Raw genomic sequence first — 21,349 nt, forward strand, 5'->3', positions numbered from 1 at the left:
CCATGGTGCCGGTCCGGTCCCAGCGTCTGGGACCGAAGGGAGACGCCTAAGTCCATCCCACCCCGAACGCGGGTATGGACCTCCCGTCCCGGTCGGAACTGTCCTTCCGACATTACCTCGCGGGGACGACCGCACTCACGGGGATTCTGATGCTGCTGGGCGTGTACACGGCAGCAGCGGGTGCCGGACTGACGTGTGCCCAGCGGTGGCCACTGTGTGACGGTGCGGTGTTCGGCCTGTTCCCGGCCGACTGGATGAGCTTCATCGAGTGGTTCCACCGGCTCGTCGCGATGGTGACGGGGTTCGTCATCCTCGGGGCCACCGGCCACGCGTGGCGGGCGGGGCTCTCGCGCCGCGTGCGTGGCGCACTGACCGTCGCGACGGTCCTGCTGCCCGCACAGATCGTCCTGGGTGCCCTGACCGTCACGGAGTACGAGTGGGTCATCCTGACGGCGCACTTCTCGACGGCGACGGTCATCTACGCCGGTGTGGCGCTGGCGACCGGGTGGACGTTCGCCGGGTCCGTCACGGCCGGGGCGGCCCGCCGGGCGACGCTGGCCGCGGCCGCGCTCCTGCCGGCTTTCCTCGTCCTCTCGCCCCGGCTCGTGTTCGTCTACGGGGCGACCGCACAGGTCGCGCTGTACGCCGTCGGGCTGGCGGCACTGGCAGCACTCTGCTGGGCTGCCGTCTGGAGCCGCGAGGCGGGGAGTGAACCGCGCATGACGCTGGCGACCAGCCTCGCAGCGGTCGTGCTCGGTGGGCTTCTGGTGCTGGGTCGGCAGGTGTTCGGCGCGAGTGCGCAACTGGTGATGACGGGCGGAACACTGCTGGCGTTCTACCTGTCCTTCGCCGCTGCCCACACCCGCCCGCCGGCCACCGGCCGCTCGCGTGAGCTGTCGGGAGCCGAGCGCGGCAGCCGGGGCGACGACTGAGTCACCGGCGTGTTGGGCGAGGGCCCGGACTGGCCGTAGTCTTATCCGCCCGCCGGTCGTGGCCACGGCCATGGCAGACCTCCTGTCCGACGATGAGATCGACGCGCAGCTCCCCGACGGCTGGAGCCACGAGAGCGACCGGATCGAGCGGACCTACGAGTTCGACTCCTACCTCGAGGGTGTCGGCTTCGCCTCGGGCGCGGGCGGACTCGCCGAGGAGGCGTTCCACCATCCGACGCTGACCGTCGAGTGGCGCGAGGTGACCGTCGAGTTGACCAGCCACGAGGAGGGGGGCGTCACGACGAAGGACATCGACCTCGCCGAGCGGCTGAACGAACTCGCCGACTGAGATGGCCGACGAGCGGCGAGGAGGTCCGGGCGTCGGGGACGCGGCGTACGTCTTCCGTGTCACGTTCCGACTGGAGCCGGAAGAGGGCGTGACCGTCGCCCCCGAGACGTTCGAGACGACGCTAGAGCGACGGGCCGACCCGCCGGGTGAGGCGGGCTGGCTGTTCTTCCGCGACAACTGCTGGCGGGGTGAGGCGAACGACGAGGCGCACCTGTGCGACCTGGCGAGCGAGGCACTCGGGGTCGAGGTGGTCTCGGTCGCCTTCCGCGAACTCCGGACCGACGAGGCGTATCTGTCGGCGCTGCGCGAGGCCATCGCGGCGGACCTCTCGCTCTTCCGTACCGACGATGTCGACGAGGTCCTGCACAAGTACCTCGGGTCCTCCATCCACGTCCGGGAGTAGGGTGCTCGCGGCCGAACACGCCGAACGCGCCGACCGTGGCCGTCCCTGCCGGCCGATGCGTGGTCAGCAGATACTTGTCCATCGGCCGGCTACACTGTGTCCGGATGAGTCACGCCGCGGACTACGACGTCTGGCTGTTCGACCTCGACGGGACGCTGGTGGATGTCGAGCCGTCGTACATCCACGAGACACTCGGCGAGGTCGGCGACCGGCTCGGCCACGAGTTCGGTCCCACCGAGGCCGAGGCCATCTGGCACGGGTTCGGCGCGGGCGCGAACGACGTGCTGGCCGAGCGTGGCGTCGATGTCGAGGCGTTCTGGGAGACGTTCCACGAGGTCGAGGACCCTATCGCCCGCGCCGAGGCCGCGTTCTGCTACGACGACGCCGAGTGGGTCGGTGCGCTCGACGAGCCGGTCGGGCTGGTGACCCACTGCCAGTCCTATCTCACCGAGCCCGTGCTGGACCGGCTGGACCTGCGCGACTGGTTCGACACGGTCGTCTGCTGTGACGCGGAGACGGGCTGGAAACCCGACGCCCGACCGGTCGAGCTGGCACTCGCCGACCTCGGCGTCGGACGGGACCCCTCCGGGCCGCTGGTCGGCGACAACCCCTCGGACGTGGGGGCGGCGTGGAACGCCGGGCTGGAGGGAGTCCACGTCGAGCGCCACGGCCACGAGCGGCGCGGCTGCTGTGTGCTGGGAGACCGGCGGCTCCGGAGCCTCGACGCACTCGCCCCCGGGACGGGCCGGGTACCCGACGCTACTTCCGGTGGGTGAACAGGACCGGACTCCCCTCGTGGACCGTCGCGCAGATGTCCATCTGCCGGGAGAGGTTGAGGCGGGTGAACTCCTTCGAGACGATGAGGTCGTCGAACGGCTCGTCACAGGACGGGCACGCCAGCCCGACCGTGTTCTGGTAGATATCGACGGCGCCGGTCTCGCGGGGCGTACACGAGGAGACGATTTCGTCGAACTCGTCCATACCGACGGCTACGGCGCCGACTGCTTAAATTCGACCCATCCAGTCCCGCGGGTCACGCCCACGCTGACCCTCCCGACTCGTCCGAAGCCACGAACCCTGCCAGGACGGCGCCGATGCCGGCGCCGAGCGCGAGTGTGATGAGGTGGTTCCGAGAGGCACGAAGCGGTCTACGGCATCCATGCCCCGTCTCCCCGCGGGAGTAGTCGAAGCTTAGTCGTCCAGGGCCGCCTCCATCGCGGCACCGATGGTCGCCTCGCCGGCGATGACACGCTCACCAGCGTCGGTCGTCGTGTATATCACCTCCTTGCTCACCGGCTCGAGGAGCCCCTGTTCGACCAGGCGTTCCACCCGTCGCTCCGCGTATCGGACGTGGATCCCCAGCCGGTTGGCCACGATAGGGACGTACTCGGGTGGGTTGTCCCCGAAGAACTCGAGGATGCGTTCGTCCGCCGGGTGGCTCTGCGGGGGCATAGCGCCGGTATATGGGTCGTGCTACCACTTAACAGTGTCGGGGGCGTGAGTCGGGATACCGAGTCTACCAGGAGATGACCCGTGTATCTCAGCAGAGATCCGCCGTCAGGTACGCACGGTTGCTCCCACTGACGTGGACGCCGACGCCGAGGAGTTCAGCGTTCTCGAACGTCAACTTACGCCGGTCGGAGTTCTCTGTGAACCACTTCTCGACTGCGTCGACGGCGACGTCTCGGTCGTTGCGGTTGACCTGTCCGCCGTATTCTCCCCCTGCAGACACCTTCTCAAGCGTTTCGAGTTGCTTCCCCTCACGAATCCTGGTCTCGTCATCGTTGAACACTTTGCACCGGTCGTACATCCCGTTCCGACGGTAGCGGTCCGCGGTCGTGTACCCCCCTGCAGCGTGGGAGACGTAGCCCTGTTCGCTCATCCGGCGGCTGTGGTTCCCGGCCATCCTGGTCAGCACCTCGTCGGAGCGGAGCTTCTCCAGCCCGCGCTCGACGCGCCGGTCGTTGATCTCCTCGACGACCAGCAGCTGGATCTTCGTCTCGTTGAACGAGTCGGGGCGGATCGGGCCCGGTGTCGCCGTCGCGTCCGGCTCGGATGTCGCGGTCGGCGGCGGCGTTCCGGTCGATGTCGGCGGTGGTGTCGTGCCGGCGCTCCCCGGCTTCTCGGTCGCGGTTCCACCCCCATCGTCACTGTTACCGCCAGCGTCACCCGTATCTGTGGCCGCCGTGGCGGTGGCGGTCAGCGTGGGCGTCGGGGCTGCGCTGCCGTCCTCGCCGTCGCCGCCACTCTCGAGCAACGGCCCGCCGCCATCGAGATACACACCGATGGCGGCGCCCGCGCTCGTCGCTGTGACGACGATTCCCCCAAGCAGGAGCAGCGCGATCTTGTTCGCCATGTCGTTGGTTCCCGCTAGCCCCCCGAGTTGATAACGCTGTCCCGGGGGCGTCGAAAGCCGTTAACGCCCCCCGCTCGAAGGGAATCACGTGACGGCACCCGACCCGGACGACCCGCTCGGCGTACTGGACGACGAGGCCCCCGGGGACGAGTCCCGCCGCCGACTGGTCCGCCTGGCGACGGGGTTCCTCTTCCTCGTGCTGGCGGTCCTCTGGTTCCGGGGCCCGCTGGCCGACCTGTGGCCGCAGCTCTGGCCGCCCGGCGGGGCACGGTGGGCGACGCTCGTGCTCGTGGTCGGGCTGTCGCTCTTCCTGCCGATGATGGTCGGAGCCGCCCTCGCCGACGTACTCTACCGGCGCCGATAGGCTAGTCGTCGTCCGCTTCCAGCGGCGTTCGCGACGGTTCGACCGCGTTCGTGGCGGCGTCTGTCAGCGCCGTCACGGTCGGTGTTCCGGTCGCGGCGTTCTCCGTGACGACCGTCTCGATGCCGTAGGCCGCCCGCAGCTGCTCGGCGTCGAGCACCGCGTCCGGCGGACCGACCGCCTGGATACTGCCGTCGGCGAGTAACGCGACGCGGTCGCAGAACCGGGCGGCGAGGTCGAGGTCGTGGATGGCGGCGACGGCGGTTCGCTCGGCTGGTGTGTCGGCTGTGGCATCCCGGTTCGTCGAGCCGTCGGCGGGTGCGTGGACGAGGTCGCTCACGAGCCCGAGGACACGGACCTGATGGTTGATGTCGAGACTGGCGGTCGGTTCGTCGAGCAGGAGCAGCGGCGCGGCCTGCGCAAGCGCCCGCGCGAGAACGACCCGCTGGCGCTCGCCGCCGCTCAGTGACCCGACCGAGCGGTCGGCGAACGTCGCCGTGTCGGTCCGGTCGAGCGCGCGCTGGACGACCGCCCGGTCGCTCTCACCCCTTTGCGAGAACCGCGAGCGGTGGGCTGTCCGGCCCATCGCCACGAGGTCGCGGACAGGGAAGTCGAAGCCGACGCTCGTCTCCTGGGGGACGGTCGCGACCCGGCGCGCGCGTTCGCGCACCGACAGGCTCGTGGCGTCCGTTCCGGCGATGCGAACCGTCCCCGAGTCGGGCGTGACGAGCCCGTTGACGGTCCGCAGGAGCGAGGTCTTGCCGGCGCCGTTCGGGCCGACGAGTGCGAGGAACTCCCCGCGCCGGACCGAGAGCGAGACCCCGTCGAGGACGGTCCGGTCGCCGTACCGGACGCTCACGTCCTCCAGTTCGAGTGCGGGTGCATCCTCACTGCCGGCCACGTCGCCTTCCGTGTCGGGTCGATTCTCGCTCACAGCGAATGCACCTCGCGGTTGCGCAGCAGGTAGAGGAAGAACGGGGCGCCGAGCGCCGCGGTGACGATGCCGACCGGTACCTCCGCGGGTCCGGCGCGGGCGAGCGTGTCGGTGGCGACGAGGAAGCCCGCGCCGGCGAGCGCCGAGGTGGGGAGGAGGATGCGGTGGTCCGGGCCGACGAGGAGGCGCATCACGTGCGGGACGACGAGGCCGACGAAGCCGATGACGCCGGCTACGGCGACCGCGGCAGCCGTCAGGATGCTCGCGACGGCCAGCAGCACCCGCTTCGTGCGCTCGACCTCGACGCCCATCGTGTGCGCGTCGTCCTCGCCGACGAGCAGGACGTTCAGGTCGCGGGCGTACGCGAGCGTGACGAGGAACCCGAGCACGGCGACGGGCCAGATGGCGCCGACCTTCCCCCAGTTGGCCGCGTGGAGGTGGCCCATCAGCCAGTAGACGGCCCGCTCGAGCGAGTCACCGGCGAACAGCAGCGTGTAGGAGACGACCGCGCCGAGGAACGTCTGGACCGCGACCCCCGCCAGCAGCAGCGTCGCGACCGGCGTCCGGCCGCCCTCGCGGGCGATGAGGTAGACGGTGAAGCCCGCGAGCAGCGCCATCCCGAACGCCATCGCCTGCAGGTCCGGCAGCAGTGGGATGGCCGGCTGGAAGACGATGGCAGCGACGGCACCGACGGCGGCGCCCGTCGACACGCCGATGATGGAGGGGTCGGCCATCGGGTTGCGGAAGAACCCCTGCATCACGGTCCCGGCGGTGGCCAGTGCGAAGCCCACGGCCGCGCCCAGCGCGATACGCGGCAGCCGCAGTTTCGTCACGATGACCGCGTGCGACTGCTCGACCGGGAAGGTGAACGGGTGGACCCACTGCACCAGCCCGGCGCCGACGGCCAGCGTGGGGAGCGCGACGTCGTTGAGGATGGCCTTCGCCACCGCCAGCGGCGGGATGGCGACGGGGCCGATGGTGGCGCTGTAGACGGTCACGAGCGCCAGCGCAGCCGCTAGCCCCGCCGACCACGCGACCGTGCGCTGCCGCTCGTACATCTCGTGCGCAAACGAGATTGGGATAGGTAAGTACTTGTTGCATAGTCGACTCCGGCCGTGCATGCGCAGACTCACGACGCTGGCTGTGGCCGTGTTGCTGCTGACCGTCGCGCCCGGCGGGGCGCTGGCGGCGTCGGCCACTGGCCCGGAAGGGGCGCACGCATCGGTATCGAGCAGCGTGGGGACGGCCACCCAGCAGGACTGTTCGTTCCCCGTCTCGCGGGTCGACGCGACCGGGACGAACGTCACCGTCTCCGAGGACCCCGAGCGGGTGGTCGTGCTGGCCCCCAGCGCCGCACAGACGATGTGGGAGCTGAACGAGGACTCCAGCGTGGTCGGCCTGCCGACGGGGCCCACGACCGCGTACCTGGAGGGTTCGCAGAACCGGACCGACGTGACCAATCAGGACGGCACTGTCAACCAGGAGCGGGTGGTCGGCCTGCAGCCGGACCTCGTGCTCGCGCCGAACATCGTCCCGAACGGGACGGTCTCGCAGCTCCGGAGCGCCGGCCTTACCGTCTACAAGGTCGATTTCGGCAAGTCGCTCGCGTCCATCACGACGAAGGTGTCGCTGTTCGGCCGCTTCACGGGCGCCTGTGACCGCGCGGCGACCGTCAACAGCGATTTCAATGCCTCGCTGGAGGATATCCGCGCGAACGCACCCGAGCAGCCCCCCCGCGTGGCCTACTTCTTCTACAACTTCACCACCGGTGAGGGGACGTTCATCCACGAGGCCATCGAGACGGCCGGCGGCGACAACATCGCCGCCAACGCCGGTGTGTCGGGGTACAAGCCGCTGAACGACGAGATCGTCGCGGACCGGAACCCGCAGTGGGTCGTCCGGCCGGCCGGCTCGTCGCTGCCCTCGGGCCCGCCGTGGAACGGCACGGACGCCTACGTCCTCGGGCAGACGCTGACCGTGGACAACAACCTCATCAGCCAGCCGGGGCCGCGCGTGGTCCAGCCGATGCAGAACATGTCCGAGGCGTTCCAGAACACGGAGACGCTGGAGACGGACACCGGGTCCGCGACCGAAACCCCGACTGCGGTGCAGGACGACCCCGGTGAGACGCCCTCGGGCGACGCGGAGAACGTGACGATGCAGAACGCGGGCGGTGATGGGGAGCAGACGCCCGACGCCGAGACGAACTCCGGCGGTCAGCCCGGCTTCGGCGCCGTAACCGCGCTCGCCGCGGCCCTCATCGGGCTGCTGGCGCTCGCGCGGCGGACCGAGTAACGACTGCCCGGATTCGCGTTTTCGTCCCCTTTCCGGCCCATTCTCCGCAAGCGCGCTCCCCCGTCAGTCGACCGGGCGCGCGCTGGCGGCTGTGCCGCAGGCCAGCCGCTTCTATACGTGCGAGGGCTGAAGCGCGCAGCGGAGAGCGGAGCGACCGCAGCGAGCACTGCAAGCGGTTGGGGATGCGTGAGGTCCTCACAACCCGACTGACGAGCGAGGCGCGCGAGTCCAGAACGTGAGGGCTTCGTAGCTGTTCATGATGCCTGATGCAAATATCGGAACGGTGAGTGAATTCGGGAACTTATGTCTTGGATAAGTATAAAATAGAACTGATATAATATTTATACTTGTCTCATAGCGACCGACCCGTTCAAAGCCCTCCGCCCGGAACTCCCGCCAACAAGCCGATGCCCGACCACGATACCGACGCGCGCCGCCGCCTCGCCGAGCGGATGGCCGGCGAGATAACACTCAGCGACGACCCCGGCGCGACGATGCGCAAGTGGCGGACCGAGTTCGACGTGAGCGGCACCGAACTCGCCGACGAACTCGGCGTCTCGCCCTCTGTGGTCTCGGACTACGAGGGCGGGCGCCGGGACTCGCCGGGCATCGGCATCGTCCGGCGGGTCGTGGAGGCGCTCCTCGCTATCGACGAGGCACGCGGTGGCGGTCGCGTCCGCCAGCACGCCCGGGTCGTCGAGGCGGGCTTCGACCGCGACATCGTCCACGACCTGCGCGAGTATCCCGCACGGGTCCCTATCTCGCGGGTGTACGAGGCCGTCGGCGCGACGGAACTCGCGCCCGGCGACGACACGACCGTCGCGGGTCACACCGTCATCAACTCCATCCAGGCCATCACGCGGCTCTCCAGCGAGGAGTTCTACCGGCTGTACGGGCAGTCGACCAACCGCGTCCTCGTGTTCACGGAGGTCACGCGCGGGGAGTCGCCGCTCGTCGCGTTGCGCGTGGTGACGCCGACGCCATCTGCGGTGGTCCTGCACGGCATCACGCCCGAGGAGTGCTGGGAGCATGCGCCGAAGCTCGCGCGCGCGGACGGGTTCTCGCTGGCCGTCGCGGACGGCCCGCTGGAGGACCTGCTGGGCGGGCTGCGTGAGGTGGCGTAGAAGGTACCGCGGATTCAGCATTTTCGAGGTGGAGCCTCCGGCCTCAAGGAGCGACCAAAGGGAGCAAGTAGGTCGGGGAGGAAACCGACATGGTACGACGCAACCGACGTACTTCGCCCGGCTGACTCCCGAACGTATAGATGCCGTCGGACCCTCTCTGAAGTATGGAAATGCGTCGAACCGCTGTCGTGAAACTCGCCGTTTCCGACGAGCAACGCGACGCACTCCACCGAACCGCCGACCAATACCTGTACTGCGCGAACCGAACCGCCGACTACTGTTGGTCCGACGCCTCCGACACCGAGTGCAAGACCAACAAACGGCAGGTTCGTGACGCGCTCTACTCCGAACTTCGAGAGGAGACGGACCTACAGGCACAACTTGTCCAAGCCGCCATTCGGCGAGCCGTCGAAGCCGTCAAAAGCGGTGTCGAACGCTGGAAGAAGGGACAGCGCGTCTCCCAACCGACGTTCACCGCCGAAACGATGGACTACGACGCACGGAGCGCGACCTTCTACCGCAACAAGGTGTCGCTGGCAACCATCGAGGGCCGGGTCGAACCCTCGTTCGTCCTCCCGGCGGACAGCCCCACGCCCTACGAGCGGTACGTCCTCTCCGAGGACCACGAGTTCCGCGAGAGTACGGTTCGATACGACGCAGTAGACAACGAGTTCTACCTCCACATCTCGACTCGGCGGATAGACGGCGACGCAGAGGTTTCGGAAGATACCGGGCACCCCGACCAAACGGTCCTCGGTATCGACCTCGGCGTCAACAGTCTTGCCGTCTCCTCGACCGGGCGCTTCTGGCAAGGAGACGATTACGACCACTGGTGCCGTGAGTTTGAGAAGCGACGCGGTGAGATGCAACAGCGCGGGACTCAATCCGCGCACAACGCCATACTTCGACTCGGCAAGCGCGAAGAAGCGTGGCGGAAACAGTACATCCACACCGTCGCTAACGAACTTGTCTCGGAAGCCGTCGAACACGACTGCGACGTTATCGTGTTCGAGGACTTGACCGACATTCGAGAGCGACTTCCGCACGCGAAGTGGCACCACGTGTGGGCGTTCCGACGCCTCGTCGAGTACGTCGCGTACAAAGCACCCGAGCGGGGCGTCACCGTCGAACAAGTTGAGCCGAACCACACGTCCCAACGCTGTTCTCGGACGGACTGTGGGTTCACTCATGAGAACAACCGCCACGGAGAACACTTTGAGTGCCAGAAGTGTGGGTATGAGGTGAACGCGGATTACAACGGCGCGAAGAACATCGGGCTACGGTACGCTCGAAAGCGGATACACAGACTCCGTTCCTCGCCTAAGTCGGGGAGCGGAGACGCAGAAGTAGACCTGCGTATAACTGGTGGAACGTTGAGCGGCGAGAGTCACCGGCCTATCGCCGGTGGCTGATTGCCGGGAGTCCACATCAAAGCCCCACCCTCAACGAACCGAGGCGCGGAGCGCCGAGGGAGTAGGGTGGGGTAGTTTACACGTAGCGGTACTTGCGCTCGCCCATCCGGCCCCAGCCGTCGAAGACGAACTCGTCCTCGGGCGTGGTCAACTCGTCGACGTCGGTCTCCTTCTCGTGGTTGTGGGCGTCGTGGATGCGCTCGTACTCGTCGAACGTCAGCTCGTAGCGGTCGCGGAGCTGGTCCTTCACGCCGAGCGCGCGGATGTTCTCCTCCCACCCGGGCTGGATGACCTCGTGGTGGATCTCGGCCTGCGCGCCGCTGCCGTAGGAGCCGACGAGCAGGCGCTCGCCCGCGAGGTCCTCGCCTGCCTCGGCGGCCTCCAGCAGCCCCGACGCCCGCGCGACGTGGACGCTGCCGGTGTACCAGTTCCCGCAGTACCGCGACAGCTCCAGCGTCGGCTCGACGGTCTCGGCGTACCAGTCCTGGTACACCTCTGTCTCGGCGAGTGCGTCCGTGTACTCCTTGAGCGCGTCCTGGAACGCCTCGATGTCGTCGTACTCTTCCTGCCGGGGCTGTCGCCCGAGCTCCTCGGCGAGCTGGTCCTCGTACTCCGTGTCCCGGGCGACGTGCCGGAACCCGAGCAGCGCGGCCTTCCGGACCATCCCCGGGAACGGGGTGTGGAACGGCACCAGCGCGAAGTCGTCGGGGTGGGTGTCGCCCGCGACGGACTCGTAGTCCATCAGCGCCTCCCGCATCCGCGCCAGGTACACCTGCACGGACCGCTTCCCGTCGACGCTCGGGAACTGCTGGTTGGGCTTCAGGAAGTCCGTCTCGTCGGCGCTGCCGTACCCCTGGTGGGTAGACAGCTCGACGAGGTCCGGGTCCTCGGCGATGAGCATCGCCACCGCGCCGGCGCCCTGCGTCGCCTCACCGGGGTCGCCACGGGCGTACAGCGCCGTGTCCGTCGCGATGACCAGCGCCGCCCGGCCACGATTCCGCCCCGCCCGGATCCAGTTGTACGCGTCGTCCAGCGACTGCGTGCCCGAGATGCAGGCGAACTTCCGCTCGCCCTTGTTGGCGTGGTGGAAGTCCTCGTCGTACACCTGCTCCAGACAGCCCGCGATGTACGTCGAGACGGGCTTCGAGTTGTCGAACGAGGACTCGGTCGCCACGTCGATGCGGCCGATGTCAGCGGGTGTGAGGTCGCGCCGCTCCATCAACCGGTGGGCCGCGTTCGCGCCCATCGTCACGATGTCCTCGTACACGTCCGGGAACGAGGAGGCGAACAGGCCGAGCCCCTTCGTGTACTTGCCCGGGTCGTCGTCCTTCGCGGGCGCGTACGTCTCCGCGAGGTCCAGTCTGAGTTTCCCTGTGTGGATTTCGACTGCATCGATACCGACGGATTTCTCGGTCATGGTTCCGTGTCCGTTCGATACCTTATGGACCTGTCGACAAGGAATTCGTTATCTGTCGAAATATTTGGTCAGACTGTTGCCATGCCGCTCCCAGTCGCGCCATCCGTATCTGTCACGGTGACCTCGACCGAATCGGGCTTGTTGTTGCTGGTGACCGTGAACGTCTGAGTGATGGTGTCTCCCTCGCGGCCGGAAACGTCAATCGGCGACGCCGTAATCGCGTTCCCATCCCCGTTCTCGATGGTCGCCGTGTCTAGGTTCCCGTCGGCGTCATCTGGTGTGAATGTCACGCTTAGTCTATCGTCCGAGTTGGAGTACGTCGCGCTGTTGACGGCCACGGACGGAGGTTGATTCCCCCCACCGTCTCCACCGTCCGTATCCCTGACCGTCACGGTCGTCGTGGCGGTGTCCGAGTCACCCTTGTTGTTCGTCACCTTCAACCGAACCGTGACATCGGTGTCTGCCCCCACGTCGACTCCATTGGCATCGATGGTGGCGGTTGGAGTAGCGGTGTCGTCTTCGTTGATAGTGAGGCCGTCGGGCTTGCTCCCGACGAACGACCACTCGTACGTGTCGATTTTCCCGGTACTGGACGTGCTGGTATCCCCATTCAACGTCCCCGTCGACCCCTCGTCTACTGACGAGTCGGAGTTGCTCGCGTCGGCCGTCACCGACGAGCTCCCACCGCTACTCTTCGGCGCGTCGATGTAGTACGTGGCCCTCGTCCCGTCGCTGTAGACGGCCTTGAAGACGAAGAAGTCGTCCTTGATGTTCTCGTTGAACTCGAAGGTCAGCGTCTCCGTTCCCCCGTCCGCACCGATTTCGATGTCCTGGTCGACGGTCTCGATCCGGTCGCGGATGCCGAGCCGGTCGGTATCGTTCCCGTTCAGGTCGGCGTAGTCCGGGCGGGTGCTGCTCCCGCCGGTGGCCCCGTAGTAGAACGGGATACGGGCCCGTGCGAGTGATTTCGCCTCGCTGTCGGTGTTCTTTAGTGTGACCTGGACATCGCTGTTGGAGCCCACATCGGACATGCTCACCAGCCGGACCTCGCTGAAGCCAGCAGGGTTGATGCTGCCGCCCCCGCCGCTCCCGCTCCCCGACCCGAGCAGGCTCCCCGACCGCGCGCCGGACGGCGGCGCATCGTTGAGGCCGATGGGCCCGCAGTTCAGCTGGTAGCTGCCGGAGAGCGTGAGCGTGAGCGTACCGTCGGTCACGTCGATGTCGTCGGTCGGGACGGTCCCGTCCAGCACCTTGTCCTCCCACACGTCCTCGCTGTACGCGGTCGGGAGCTGTATCTCCGGGTCGACCACGTTCGTCGACAGCACGCCGCCGGGCACCGGCTCGACCGTCGCAGCGCCGGTTCCCGACTCCGAGAACTCGTTGCGGAGGGGAAGCAGGTTGATGCTATCGTCGGTTACGAGTTGCTGGCCCGAGCCTGGCAGCGTCTCGTCCGGGAACTCCCGGAACAGGACGGTGTTCTCGACCCGGTAGGTCGGGTCGCTGTCGTAGTAGTTGTAGCCGGCCCGGTACTCCAGCGCGCGAGTTTCCGGAACCGACGCCCCCGGGCACGCGTTGTTGGAGATTGTCTGCGGACTGCTGACGCTGTCGTTGATGATGGTGATTTCGCGGGCTTCCGTCGTTCGAATGGTCCCCGACGGCTCCGCGGGATTCACGAACAACGACCGCGATGGGTACGCCGGTGCCAGGTCCACCTCCACGAACGACTGGTCGCCGGTTGCCGCGTCGAGGACGGCGTTCCGTGCGTCGAGCATGTCCGAGCGGACCTGTTCGCTGTGCTTGAACTCGATCTCCCCGTTCTGGTCCGGGACGACGAATATCTGGAACAGCGAGAGGTTGATGATGAGGATGGCGAACAGCAGCAGCGCTCCGAGCTGGATGGCCTGTGCCCGACCGTCCCACCGGGCTCCCTGTCCACCGGGCTCCATTCCTTGCCCCTGCTTTCCGTCGCTCGCTTAAGTAGTTGCGGGCATATCTGGGTCTCCGGCCGGGACCGTCGCGCGACCGGTGAACTCGGTCGTTCCCTCCGCCGTCGCCCGATTACTCCTGCTCGAAGCTCCCGCCGTCCCACTCGTACTTCAGCCCGTCACCGTCCGGGCACGGCGACGACGCCGTCTGTCCGCTTCCGGCCGCCGTTCCCTCACCGACGGCCGCGGCGCCGCTGGTCGACCCGCCGGCGTCGAAGTTCTCCATCGACGTTCCGGCCTTCAGCACCACCGTCTCGACCGGGTGGTCGCTGGTCCACTCGATGGCGACCGGTTCGCCGCCGTCCTTCGTCTCGGTGATGGTGATGTCGAGCGACTCGATGTCGTCGTCGACGGGACAGGCCGCGACGAAGCTGATGGCCTTCCGTGAGTCATCCTCGTCGTCGTTGTCATCGTCGTCACTATCTCCCTCACCGTCGTCGTCGCTGTCGTCGCTATCGCCATCTCTGCCATCACTGTCGCCGCTGCTCCCGCCGGCGGTCGCGGCCTCGTCGCCGAGATACCACGTGACGAGCTGCTGGCCGTCGAGTCCGGTCACGTTCAGCACGCTGTCCGGAGAGCCGGCGGGGAACCGGCTCGGCAGGCCACCGTCGCCGGCGCCGTACCTGGTCGTGTCCTGCACCTCGAAACCGACGCTGTCGAGCCCGACAACCGAGGGCCCCTCCTCGCCGACGGGGTCGCTCGTCCGGTTGACGCGGAGGTCGTTGCGCTCCTCGGGTTCGAACAGGCCCGTCGGAAGCTCCGGTCCGGGCGTCAGGTAGACCGCGCCGGGATACGTGTTCTCGTAGCCGAAGGTGGCCTCGGCCGTCCCGTCGCCGTCTTCCTCGTCGCAGCCACCGTCCTCCTCACCCTCCCACGACGAGCCGAAGTTCGGGTTGTCGGGGTCGGTGTCGTCGGGGTTGTTCCCGATACCACGGTCGTCCGTCCCTGGTGAGCCGTCGTCCTCCTCGACCTCACACTCGTCCTCGTCGCCGCTCCCGCTGTCGTCGCTCCCGCCATCGTCATCGCTCACCTCCCCCTCACAGTCCTCTTCCTGAGCGGGCGGGTCGTTGTCACTCGGGTTGCTGGGGTCGGTGTCACAGTCGTTCCCGTGACCGTTGTCGTCATCGTCTCCTTCGTCGTCCTCGTCGTCGCTTCCGTCCTCACCGTCGCCCCCATCCACGGGCGTAGTCCCAGTCACGACCGGCGAGATGTCGCCATCGTCGTCCGGGCCACCGACGACCCGGACGTTGTCGACGTGCCAGAAGTCGTCGGTCCCGTCGCCGTCGAGCTGGTGGAACCGGAGTCGGAACTCCTCGTGGCTGGCGACGCTCCCGGGCAGGTAGACCCGCCGTTCGAGCCCTCCATCGGCCAGCGCGGGGTCGTCCTGCTCGATGCGGTCGACCCGGTGCCACTCCCCGTCCGCGCCATAGAACTCCACCTCGAGGTCCTCCGGCACGGCGTCGGGCGCGCCGCTCGGGCTCTCGGCGCTGGGCAGGTCTGCGGTGTATCCGTCGGACCCGTTCTGGACCCAGTAGGCCACCTCGACGAGGTCGTAGTCACCCGTGTCGACGGTCGGGCCCGTGATGCGCTGCTCGCCGTCCGCGGTGTAGGCCGACTGCCCACAGGTCTCGCTCGTGAGGTCGTTGACGCCGGCGATGCCGTCGCCGCTCGCGCTCCAGCTAGCGTTGGCCAGCCGTGCGGCGTCGTCGGCGCCGCGGGTCTCGAACGTCGACCACAGCAGCACCGCCTCGTCGCCGTCCAGGTTCGTCGGGTCCGAGCAGACGACCCCGTCGCCGTCACTGCCGTCGTCGCCGTCACTTCCATCACCGCCATCACTGCCGTCCCCGCCGTCGCTACCGTCACCACCGCCCGGCGGCCGTTCGAGTTCCTCGACCGTCACGGTCGCCTCGTTGTTGGTCGTGTTCCGGTCGCCGGCCGCGCCCACGTCCGCGATGGTCGCGGTGTTGTCGAGCCCCGAGGGCACCGGGCTGGCGATGGCCGTGATGGTGACCGTCTCCGTCGTACCCTCCGCGAGGCCGCTGGAGAGCCGCCACGTGCCCGTCGCCGGATCGTACTCGCCGGCGCTCTCCTCGTGCGACAGCGGAATGAACCCGGTCGGCAGCTCGTCACGAACCACGAGGCCGCTGGGGATGTCGCCCGGCCCGCGGTTGCCGACGGTCAGGTCGAACGTCACCGTGTCGCCGCTGTCGACGCGCGCCGTGCCGTCCCCGTTCGGGTCCTGGGGCGAGGTCATCTCCAGGTACGGGTCCGCCCCGCCGATGGTCACCGACGCCGTGTCCACGTCGTTGTCGACGCCCGGGTCCTCGACCGCCGATTCCGTCCGGGCGACCGTGTACGGGAGCGCCTCGCCCGTACTCCCGCTGGCGCGCATCGTCACGTTCAGCGTGACCGACTCGCCGGCCGGGAGTCCGTCCGGAATCGTCCAGGTCCCGCTTGCCGGGTCGTAGGTGGGCCCGTTCGCGGGACTGCTCGCCGATACCGGGTCGAACTGACGGGGATCGTAGCCGTCACTCACGCGGATCGGTCCGGTCGCCCGCCCCGGACCGAGGTTCTTGACCGTCGTACTGAAGGTGACCTCCGCCCCGTCGCCGACCGCGGGCTTGTCGGCGGTCACGTTGACCGCGATGTCGGCCGGGCGCTGGCGCAGGTGGACCGTCTCCGTCGAGCCGTCGTCGAACAGCAGCGTCACTGACAGGTTGGCGTCGCCGGCCGTCGTCGGTACGAGCGTTCCCAGGTCGGCGACGGACCCGTCGTCGGTCCGGTACTCGCCCACTTCGAACTCGAAGGTCGCGTTCCCCGGGACCGTCGCGTTCTCGGCGTCGTAGCCCGGGAGGGCGTCGAGGTCCGCGAACCGATATCGCGTGCCGTCGGCCGAGACGTTCGCCTCGGCGTCCGCGAAGCCGTCGTCGCCGCTGCCGTCGCCATCGACCGGCACGTCGACCTCCCGGTCGCCGCCGCGGTCGACCGCCGCCGCGAGCGTCGTCTCCGTCTCGAACCCGACGATCTCCGTCGGCCCATCGCCGCTCGACAGGTCCACGCTCACGCCCGTCGTCTTCTCGATTTCACCGTCACCGTCGATGTCCTCGCCGGTCGGCGTGACGCCCTCGACGGTCACGTTCGCGCTCGCGGGCTGGGGGTCCTCGCCGGGGAGCGCCCCGGTGTCGTACCAGTCGTCGGCCGTGTCCGTGTCGATGTACTGGCCGGCGTCGTCCTGCTCACGGTACGCTGTCGTGTCCTCGGTGCCGCCGGTGAAGGTGTGCTCCCAGTCGCCCGTGCGAGGGGCCTCCGTTCCGTAGGCGTAGCGGTCCAGTTCGGTCTCTGCGGTCCCGTCGCTGTCCAGGTCGCCCCGCAGCGTCAGCGTCGCGCCCGCGTCCGTCAGCACGTCCGAGACCGCGAGGTCGGTGAACTGCGCGCCCGACCCCGCCGGCCCGTCGATGACGATGACCCGGTCGGTCGTCACGCCGTGCTCGGCCGCGAATCGGTCCACGTCGACCGTCTCGCCGACCAGGTAGACCGGACCGCCTGTCGTGGCGACGGGCGCCGCGACGTCGTCTAGCGAGACGTCGAGTCGACCCTCCCCGTCCGGGGCGCCCGGCCGACGGACGGCCAGCTCGTACCCGCTCGTGTCGACGGGCCGCTCGAAGTCCAGTCGGACGTACTCGTCGCTGGACTCGTCGCCGGCCGCGGTGGTCGCGTCGCGGGCCTCGACGGCCGCGATACGGCCACTCCGCAGTTCGCTCCCGTAGACGTACGTGTCGACGGTCGCATCCGACGCGTCGCGGAGCGTCACGGTCCCACCATCGTCCGCGAGGAACGACGCGGGGAGCCCGTCAGCGAGCTCCTCGGCCCGGAGTACCTGACTCGGGTCCACGCCCTGCCCGTCGGCGAACGTCGCCGGGTCGATTCCCCCGCCAACGACGTACACCGGGTCGCCGTCACGTGCCGTCCCATCGACGGCTCCGAGGTCGAGCGTTGCCACGCCCGCGGTGGGGTCGGCGCCGTCGACCGTCGCCGTCCAGCCGGTGGTGTCGGCACCGCCGGGGAACGCGAGCCGGACCCAGCCGTCGCGGTCGGCCGCGGACGCCCCGTCACCGCCCGGGAAGTCGCCGTCCGAGTCGGCCGTCACGGCGTCGATGCGACCGTTAGCCGTCCCCATCCAGGCCGCGCTGTCGACGGTCGTCCCCCCGGCGTCCTGCAGTTCGAGTGCCCCGCCCAGGTCCGAGAGTACGTCCTCGGGCGTCGGATTCCCGTCCGTGCTCGGCACGGCGCCACCGAACCGGAACACCTGGGACGGCTCCACGCCCCGCTCGGTCGCGAACGCCTCGGGGTCGATTCCCTCGCCCACGAGGTACACCGTCCCCGCCTCGGATGCGGCCTCCGCGACGGCCGGATCTGTCAGCGCGTAGGCCACCGATTCCGTGCCCGGGCCGACCGTCGTCCGCTCGACGGCGACCGTCCAGCCCGTCGTCGTGTCCACGGAGCCGGTGAAATCCAGGCGGGCGAACTCGGCGCTCGCGTCACCGCTCCGCGCGGGGTCGACCGTCGTCACCGAGCCGGATTCGGGGTTCCCACTCCCGGTCGGCGTTCCGTCGTACGCGTACCGGTCGACGAGCCGGTCGCGGTCGTCGCGGAGCCGCAGCGTCGCGCCGGGTTCTGGCAGCGCGTTCATCGCGAGTCCGGGTTCGGCCACCGCCCCGATGGGTACCACCTGCGACGGGTCCACGCTGCGGTCGGCGGCGAACCGGTCACGGTCCACCGCCCGCCCGACCAGATAGACGTCCTGCCCGGCCGCGATGGTGTCACGGGCCGCCGGAACGCCCAGGTCGAGTCGGCCGGCGCGCCCCGGCCCGTCGATGGCAAGCGTCCAGCCGGCTGCGTCGAACGCCCGGTCCACGTCCAGCCGCAGGAACTCGTCGGTCGCGCCCCCGGCGCCGGTCGCGTCGCGCGGCGTCACGTCGGCGATACCCGCCGCGGGTCCGCCACCGTAGGCGTACGTGTCCACGGTGTCGCCGGCAACGTCCTGCAGGGTGAGCGATGCGCCGTCATCGTCGAGCAGGTCGGCGTCGACGAGACCACTCTCGGCGAGCGAGGCCGCAGGTACGACCCGGTTGGCCGTGAGATCGCGAGCGCTCGCGAACGCCGCGGGATCGACCCCTTCGCCCACCAGGTAGACCGGCCCGGGGGCGGTGCCGGTCGTGTCCGCCAGCGCCGTCAGGTCGAGCCGTTCGGTCGTTCCGTCACCGTCGTCGACGAGCAACTGCCAGCCCGCCGTATCCACTGCCGTCTCGAAGTCGAGGCGCGTGTACTCGTCGCTCGCGACGCTCGGCGTCCCGCTCCCGGTTGCCTCGAGCGGCACCACGCGCCCGATGCTGGCCCGCTGGATGCCGTCGTACGCCCGCTCGTCGACCAGCTCACCCTCGCCCGGCGGCCCGTCGTGGAGTCGGACGGTCCCGCCGGTTCCGGGGACGAACTCGTCGTCTGCGAGTCCCGCCGGAGCGAGTGTCGTGGCGCGGAAGACGCGGTCGGTCGAGACGCCGTGTTCTCTTGCGAACCTCGTCCGATTCACGTCCCCTCCGACGACGTACACCGGTCCCGTGACCGACCCGTCGGTACCGACCCGCTCGGCGACCGGGCCGAGGTCGATTGTCTCGCGGCGCCCGTCGGCGACGACGCTCAGCGTGTGGTTCGCCCCGTCGAGCAGGTCGGCCGGCCGCTCGAACCGGAGTTCGACGTGTTCGTCGGCGGGGCTCCCGCCCGGCCCGGCCGGCTGCACGCCCGCAATCCGCCCGCCGTCCGAGCGATAGGCGAACGCGTCGACGATGGTCGAGTCCTGCCGGAGCAGCACCGTCCCGCGCTGATCGTCCAGCACGTCGGTGAACGCATCACCGTCGCCTGGGTCGGCGTCCGAGAGTTCGTTCCGTGCCGTCCCATCGACGAGCGACGCGCCGGCGTCCGGGGCCAGCGCCGCGGACCGCACGACCACGTCGTTCTCGTCCAGGCCGTTCCGCGCGGCGAACGCTTCCAGTCCCGCCGCCCCCTCGTACGAGTCGTCGTACGCGTTCTCGCCGACGACGTAGATATCGACCGGACCGCTCGTCACCTCGTCGACCGTCACGCTCGTCAGACTGGACAGGGGAACGCCCCGAGCGTCGGCGACGTCCACCAGCACCTGATTGGCATCACCGGCGAAGTAGATCTCGTCGGCACCGCCGGTCACGCCGGCACGGTCCAGGCTTCCCGCCAGTGCGACCGTGTTCCGGACGCTCCCGTCCCGGTTCACGAACTCGAGCGTGTGGTTCGCCGCGGCGATTCCGTCCGCGTCGGTGACGGTCACCCGGACGAAGTCCCCGCTCTGGTCGTCCCTGACGTTCGGGCTGACGGCTGTGACGAGCGGCGGCATCCGGTCGTCCCGCACCGCCTCGGCGGTGTTCTCGACGCCGATGTCGTAGGTCACCTGCCCCTTGTCACCGTGGATACCCGGGGCCTCCACGCCGAGGGTCGCGGTGGCGCCGTCGCCGGGGGCATTGACCGGCGCCCGGTAGGTGAACGTCGCCCGACCGTCCTCGTCCGTGACGGCGCCGACCTCACCGACGCTGTTGACCGGTCCGACCACGCGACCGACCGACGGCTGGAGGATGTCGAGTTCGATACCGCTGACGGGGTTGTTGTACCGGTCACGCACCTGCACGGTGAACTGGCGCTGCTTCCCCTCGTCGATGGGGTCCGGGTTCCGGAGCGCCGTCACGTAGGCGGCCGGCTCCGACACCGACCCCGTCAGGCCAATCTTCGACAGTTTGGCGTCGTACGTCACGCCAGGCTCCATCTTCAGCGTGAGCGTCCCACAGGGGGCGTCGGCCCGACTCGCCGTACAGCTGTACGACCGGACGTAGGCGTCCGGGTCGGTCCCAGCGGGGTCGAGTTCGCTCGCGAGCAGGTCGCTCCAGGCCGACTTCGGAATCCGTGTCGGGATCCGGAGCGTCATCGGCTCAGCGTTCGGGCTCCGCAGGTCCACGTTCACCTGCGAGGCCGACAGGGCCTCGGGCTCGATCGTCGCCGTCCCGGTCCGGCTGATGTCGCGCTCGCCGTCGACGAACGCCAGGGAGAGCTGCTTCCCGTCGACCAGCCGCTGGCCGCTCTGCATCGTCGTGCTCTCGTCCCCGCTTCGGTAGAGGACGGAGCTCTCGTAGGCCGCTTGTGGGGCGTCCTCGTAGTAGTTGTAGCCCGGATCGTAGAGGACCCGGCTGTTCGTGTAGCCGCTCCGAACCGTCCCGCTCCAGAAATCCGTCGTCTCGGGGTTCGCTGCGACCGCGTTCGACAGCGACCCGGCGCCCAGTGAGTCGATACGCAGCGACCCCTGTGGCTGCTGTGGATTCTGCAGGACCGTCCGCTCGGGGTAGGTCGTTCCCAGACGGACGGTCGCTGTCTGCCCGGTCGTCGTGTCGGCCGACCCCAGCACCGCAGCGCGTACGTCCAGCATGTCCTGTTCGATTCCCTGCTGGTGCTGGACCTCCGCGCGCTCGTTCTGCTGTGGCACGACGACAGCCTGTGTCACCGCCAGCGAAACCACCACCAGTGCCAGAACGAGCACTGCCGCGATAGCCGCCACCTGGGCCCGCTCTGCCTCGGAACCCAACCCCCGGACATACATCTTGATTACCATCACGGTAGTCGTTAATACTAAAAGGGCTTCTGACAGTGCCATCCAAAAGCCCGCCACTCCAGGGTCACGAACCACGGCTATTCGGCCCTGAAACGCCGTA

The 21,349-nt window shown here is 68.8% G+C and carries 16 protein-coding genes; 8 read left to right on the top strand and 8 right to left on the bottom strand.

The features are described from left to right. The first annotated feature begins 74 nt into the window (after positions 1–74). From NL115_RS12770 to NL115_RS12785, 4 genes are all read left to right on the top strand, one after another. Positions 75–932: a COX15/CtaA family protein gene (locus NL115_RS12770; protein WP_254829741.1), complete on the top strand. Its 858-nt coding sequence runs from the start codon at positions 75–77 to the stop codon at positions 930–932. 70 nt (positions 933–1,002) lie between these two features. Beyond that, the gene (locus NL115_RS12775) at positions 1,003–1,281 is read left to right on the top strand and encodes a 4a-hydroxytetrahydrobiopterin dehydratase (RefSeq protein WP_254829742.1); all 279 of its coding nucleotides are present in this window, start codon (positions 1,003–1,005) and stop codon (positions 1,279–1,281) included. A 1-nt stretch (position 1,282) separates the two neighbouring features. Then, on the top strand, positions 1,283–1,684 hold the full coding sequence (lwrS, locus tag NL115_RS12780; protein WP_254829743.1) for an LWR-salt protein: 402 nt from the start codon (positions 1,283–1,285) through the stop codon (positions 1,682–1,684). 104 nt (positions 1,685–1,788) lie between these two features. Next, complete coding sequence (locus NL115_RS12785) at positions 1,789–2,460, top strand: HAD family hydrolase (protein WP_254829744.1); 672 nt, start codon at positions 1,789–1,791, stop codon at positions 2,458–2,460. Here NL115_RS12785 and NL115_RS12790 read toward each other — a convergent pair. From NL115_RS12790 to NL115_RS12800, 3 genes are all read right to left on the bottom strand, one after another. Then, positions 2,444–2,665 carry a DUF7385 family protein gene (locus NL115_RS12790; RefSeq protein ID WP_254829745.1) on the bottom strand — a complete coding sequence of 74 codons (222 nt, stop codon included), beginning with the start codon at positions 2,663–2,665 and terminating at the stop codon, positions 2,444–2,446. The two genes, NL115_RS12785 and NL115_RS12790, sit on opposite strands and share 17 nt — an antisense overlap. Before the next feature lie 210 nt (positions 2,666–2,875). Continuing rightward, complete coding sequence (locus tag NL115_RS12795; protein WP_254829746.1) at positions 2,876–3,136, bottom strand: hypothetical protein; 261 nt, start codon at positions 3,134–3,136, stop codon at positions 2,876–2,878. Positions 3,137–3,224: 88 nt separating this feature from the next. Continuing rightward, positions 3,225–4,040, bottom strand: a complete 816-nt coding sequence (locus NL115_RS12800) for a CAP domain-containing protein (RefSeq protein ID WP_254829747.1) — start codon at positions 4,038–4,040, stop codon at positions 3,225–3,227. Positions 4,041–4,128: 88 nt separating this feature from the next. On the opposite strand from NL115_RS12800, the gene NL115_RS12805 reads away from it, so the two are divergent. Continuing rightward, positions 4,129–4,404, top strand: a complete 276-nt coding sequence (locus NL115_RS12805; protein ID WP_254829748.1) for a hypothetical protein — start codon at positions 4,129–4,131, stop codon at positions 4,402–4,404. A 1-nt stretch (position 4,405) separates the two neighbouring features. Here NL115_RS12805 and NL115_RS12810 read toward each other — a convergent pair whose 3' ends face one another. Together NL115_RS12810 and btuC are read right to left on the bottom strand one after the other, a co-directional pair. Then, positions 4,406–5,335 carry an ABC transporter ATP-binding protein gene (locus NL115_RS12810; RefSeq protein ID WP_254829749.1) on the bottom strand — a complete coding sequence of 310 codons (930 nt, stop codon included), beginning with the start codon at positions 5,333–5,335 and terminating at the stop codon, positions 4,406–4,408. Then, positions 5,332–6,393, bottom strand: coding sequence for a vitamin B12 ABC transporter permease BtuC (btuC, locus tag NL115_RS12815; protein ID WP_254829750.1), 1,062 nt, complete (start codon positions 6,391–6,393; stop codon positions 5,332–5,334). The genes NL115_RS12810 and btuC overlap by 4 nt, the downstream gene beginning before the upstream one ends. Positions 6,394–6,454: 61 nt before the next feature. Here btuC and NL115_RS12820 point away from each other — a divergent pair, with 61 nt between their 5' ends. From NL115_RS12820 to NL115_RS12830, 3 genes are all read left to right on the top strand, one after another. Beyond that, entirely contained in the window at positions 6,455–7,630 is a 1,176-nt protein-coding gene (locus NL115_RS12820; RefSeq protein WP_254829751.1) for a PGF-CTERM-anchored ABC transporter substrate-binding protein, read from the top strand. A gap of 407 nt (positions 7,631–8,037) precedes the next feature. Then, positions 8,038–8,754, top strand: coding sequence for a helix-turn-helix domain-containing protein (locus NL115_RS12825; protein WP_254829752.1), 717 nt, complete (start codon positions 8,038–8,040; stop codon positions 8,752–8,754). A gap of 164 nt (positions 8,755–8,918) precedes the next feature. Further along, positions 8,919–10,166 carry an RNA-guided endonuclease InsQ/TnpB family protein gene (locus tag NL115_RS12830; protein ID WP_254829753.1) on the top strand — a complete coding sequence of 416 codons (1,248 nt, stop codon included), beginning with the start codon at positions 8,919–8,921 and terminating at the stop codon, positions 10,164–10,166. 76 nt (positions 10,167–10,242) lie between these two features. Here the strand turns inward: NL115_RS12830 and hmgB are convergent, their stop codons facing one another. The 3 genes from hmgB to NL115_RS12845 form a co-directional block, all read right to left on the bottom strand. Continuing rightward, entirely contained in the window at positions 10,243–11,583 is a 1,341-nt protein-coding gene (gene hmgB / locus NL115_RS12835; protein WP_254829754.1) for a hydroxymethylglutaryl-CoA synthase, read from the bottom strand. Positions 11,584–11,651: 68 nt separating this feature from the next. After that, on the bottom strand, positions 11,652–13,529 hold the full coding sequence (locus NL115_RS12840) for a PKD domain-containing protein (protein WP_254829755.1): 1,878 nt from the start codon (positions 13,527–13,529) through the stop codon (positions 11,652–11,654). Between the two features lie 112 nt (positions 13,530–13,641). Beyond that, a complete protein-coding gene (locus NL115_RS12845; protein WP_254829756.1) occupies positions 13,642–21,222 on the bottom strand; it encodes a DUF11 domain-containing protein in 7,581 nt (2,526 codons plus the stop codon). Positions 21,223–21,349 lie beyond the last annotated feature (127 nt).

The sequence above is a fragment of the Haloglomus salinum genome (genome assembly GCF_024298825.1).
GTDB lineage: Archaea > Halobacteriota > Halobacteria > Halobacteriales > Haloarculaceae > Haloglomus > Haloglomus salinum.

Coding starts and splice junctions, on each gene's coding strand:
- NL115_RS12770 (WP_254829741.1), top strand. CDS start 75: ATGGACCTCCCGTCCCGGTCGGAACTGTCCTTCCGACATTACCTCGCG.
- NL115_RS12795 (WP_254829746.1), bottom strand. CDS start 3,136: ATGCCCCCGCAGAGCCACCCGGCGGACGAACGCATCCTCGAGTTCTTC.
- btuC (WP_254829750.1), bottom strand. CDS start 6,393: ATGTACGAGCGGCAGCGCACGGTCGCGTGGTCGGCGGGGCTAGCGGCT.
- NL115_RS12825 (WP_254829752.1), top strand. CDS start 8,038: ATGCCCGACCACGATACCGACGCGCGCCGCCGCCTCGCCGAGCGGATG.
- NL115_RS12800 (WP_254829747.1), bottom strand. CDS start 4,040: ATGGCGAACAAGATCGCGCTGCTCCTGCTTGGGGGAATCGTCGTCACA.
- lwrS (WP_254829743.1), top strand. CDS start 1,283: ATGGCCGACGAGCGGCGAGGAGGTCCGGGCGTCGGGGACGCGGCGTAC.
- NL115_RS12775 (WP_254829742.1), top strand. CDS start 1,003: ATGGCAGACCTCCTGTCCGACGATGAGATCGACGCGCAGCTCCCCGAC.
- NL115_RS12840 (WP_254829755.1), bottom strand. CDS start 13,529: ATGGAGCCCGGTGGACAGGGAGCCCGGTGGGACGGTCGGGCACAGGCC.
- NL115_RS12830 (WP_254829753.1), top strand. CDS start 8,919: ATGGAAATGCGTCGAACCGCTGTCGTGAAACTCGCCGTTTCCGACGAG.
- NL115_RS12790 (WP_254829745.1), bottom strand. CDS start 2,665: ATGGACGAGTTCGACGAAATCGTCTCCTCGTGTACGCCCCGCGAGACC.
- NL115_RS12785 (WP_254829744.1), top strand. CDS start 1,789: ATGAGTCACGCCGCGGACTACGACGTCTGGCTGTTCGACCTCGACGGG.
- hmgB (WP_254829754.1), bottom strand. CDS start 11,583: ATGACCGAGAAATCCGTCGGTATCGATGCAGTCGAAATCCACACAGGG.
- NL115_RS12820 (WP_254829751.1), top strand. CDS start 6,455: ATGCGCAGACTCACGACGCTGGCTGTGGCCGTGTTGCTGCTGACCGTC.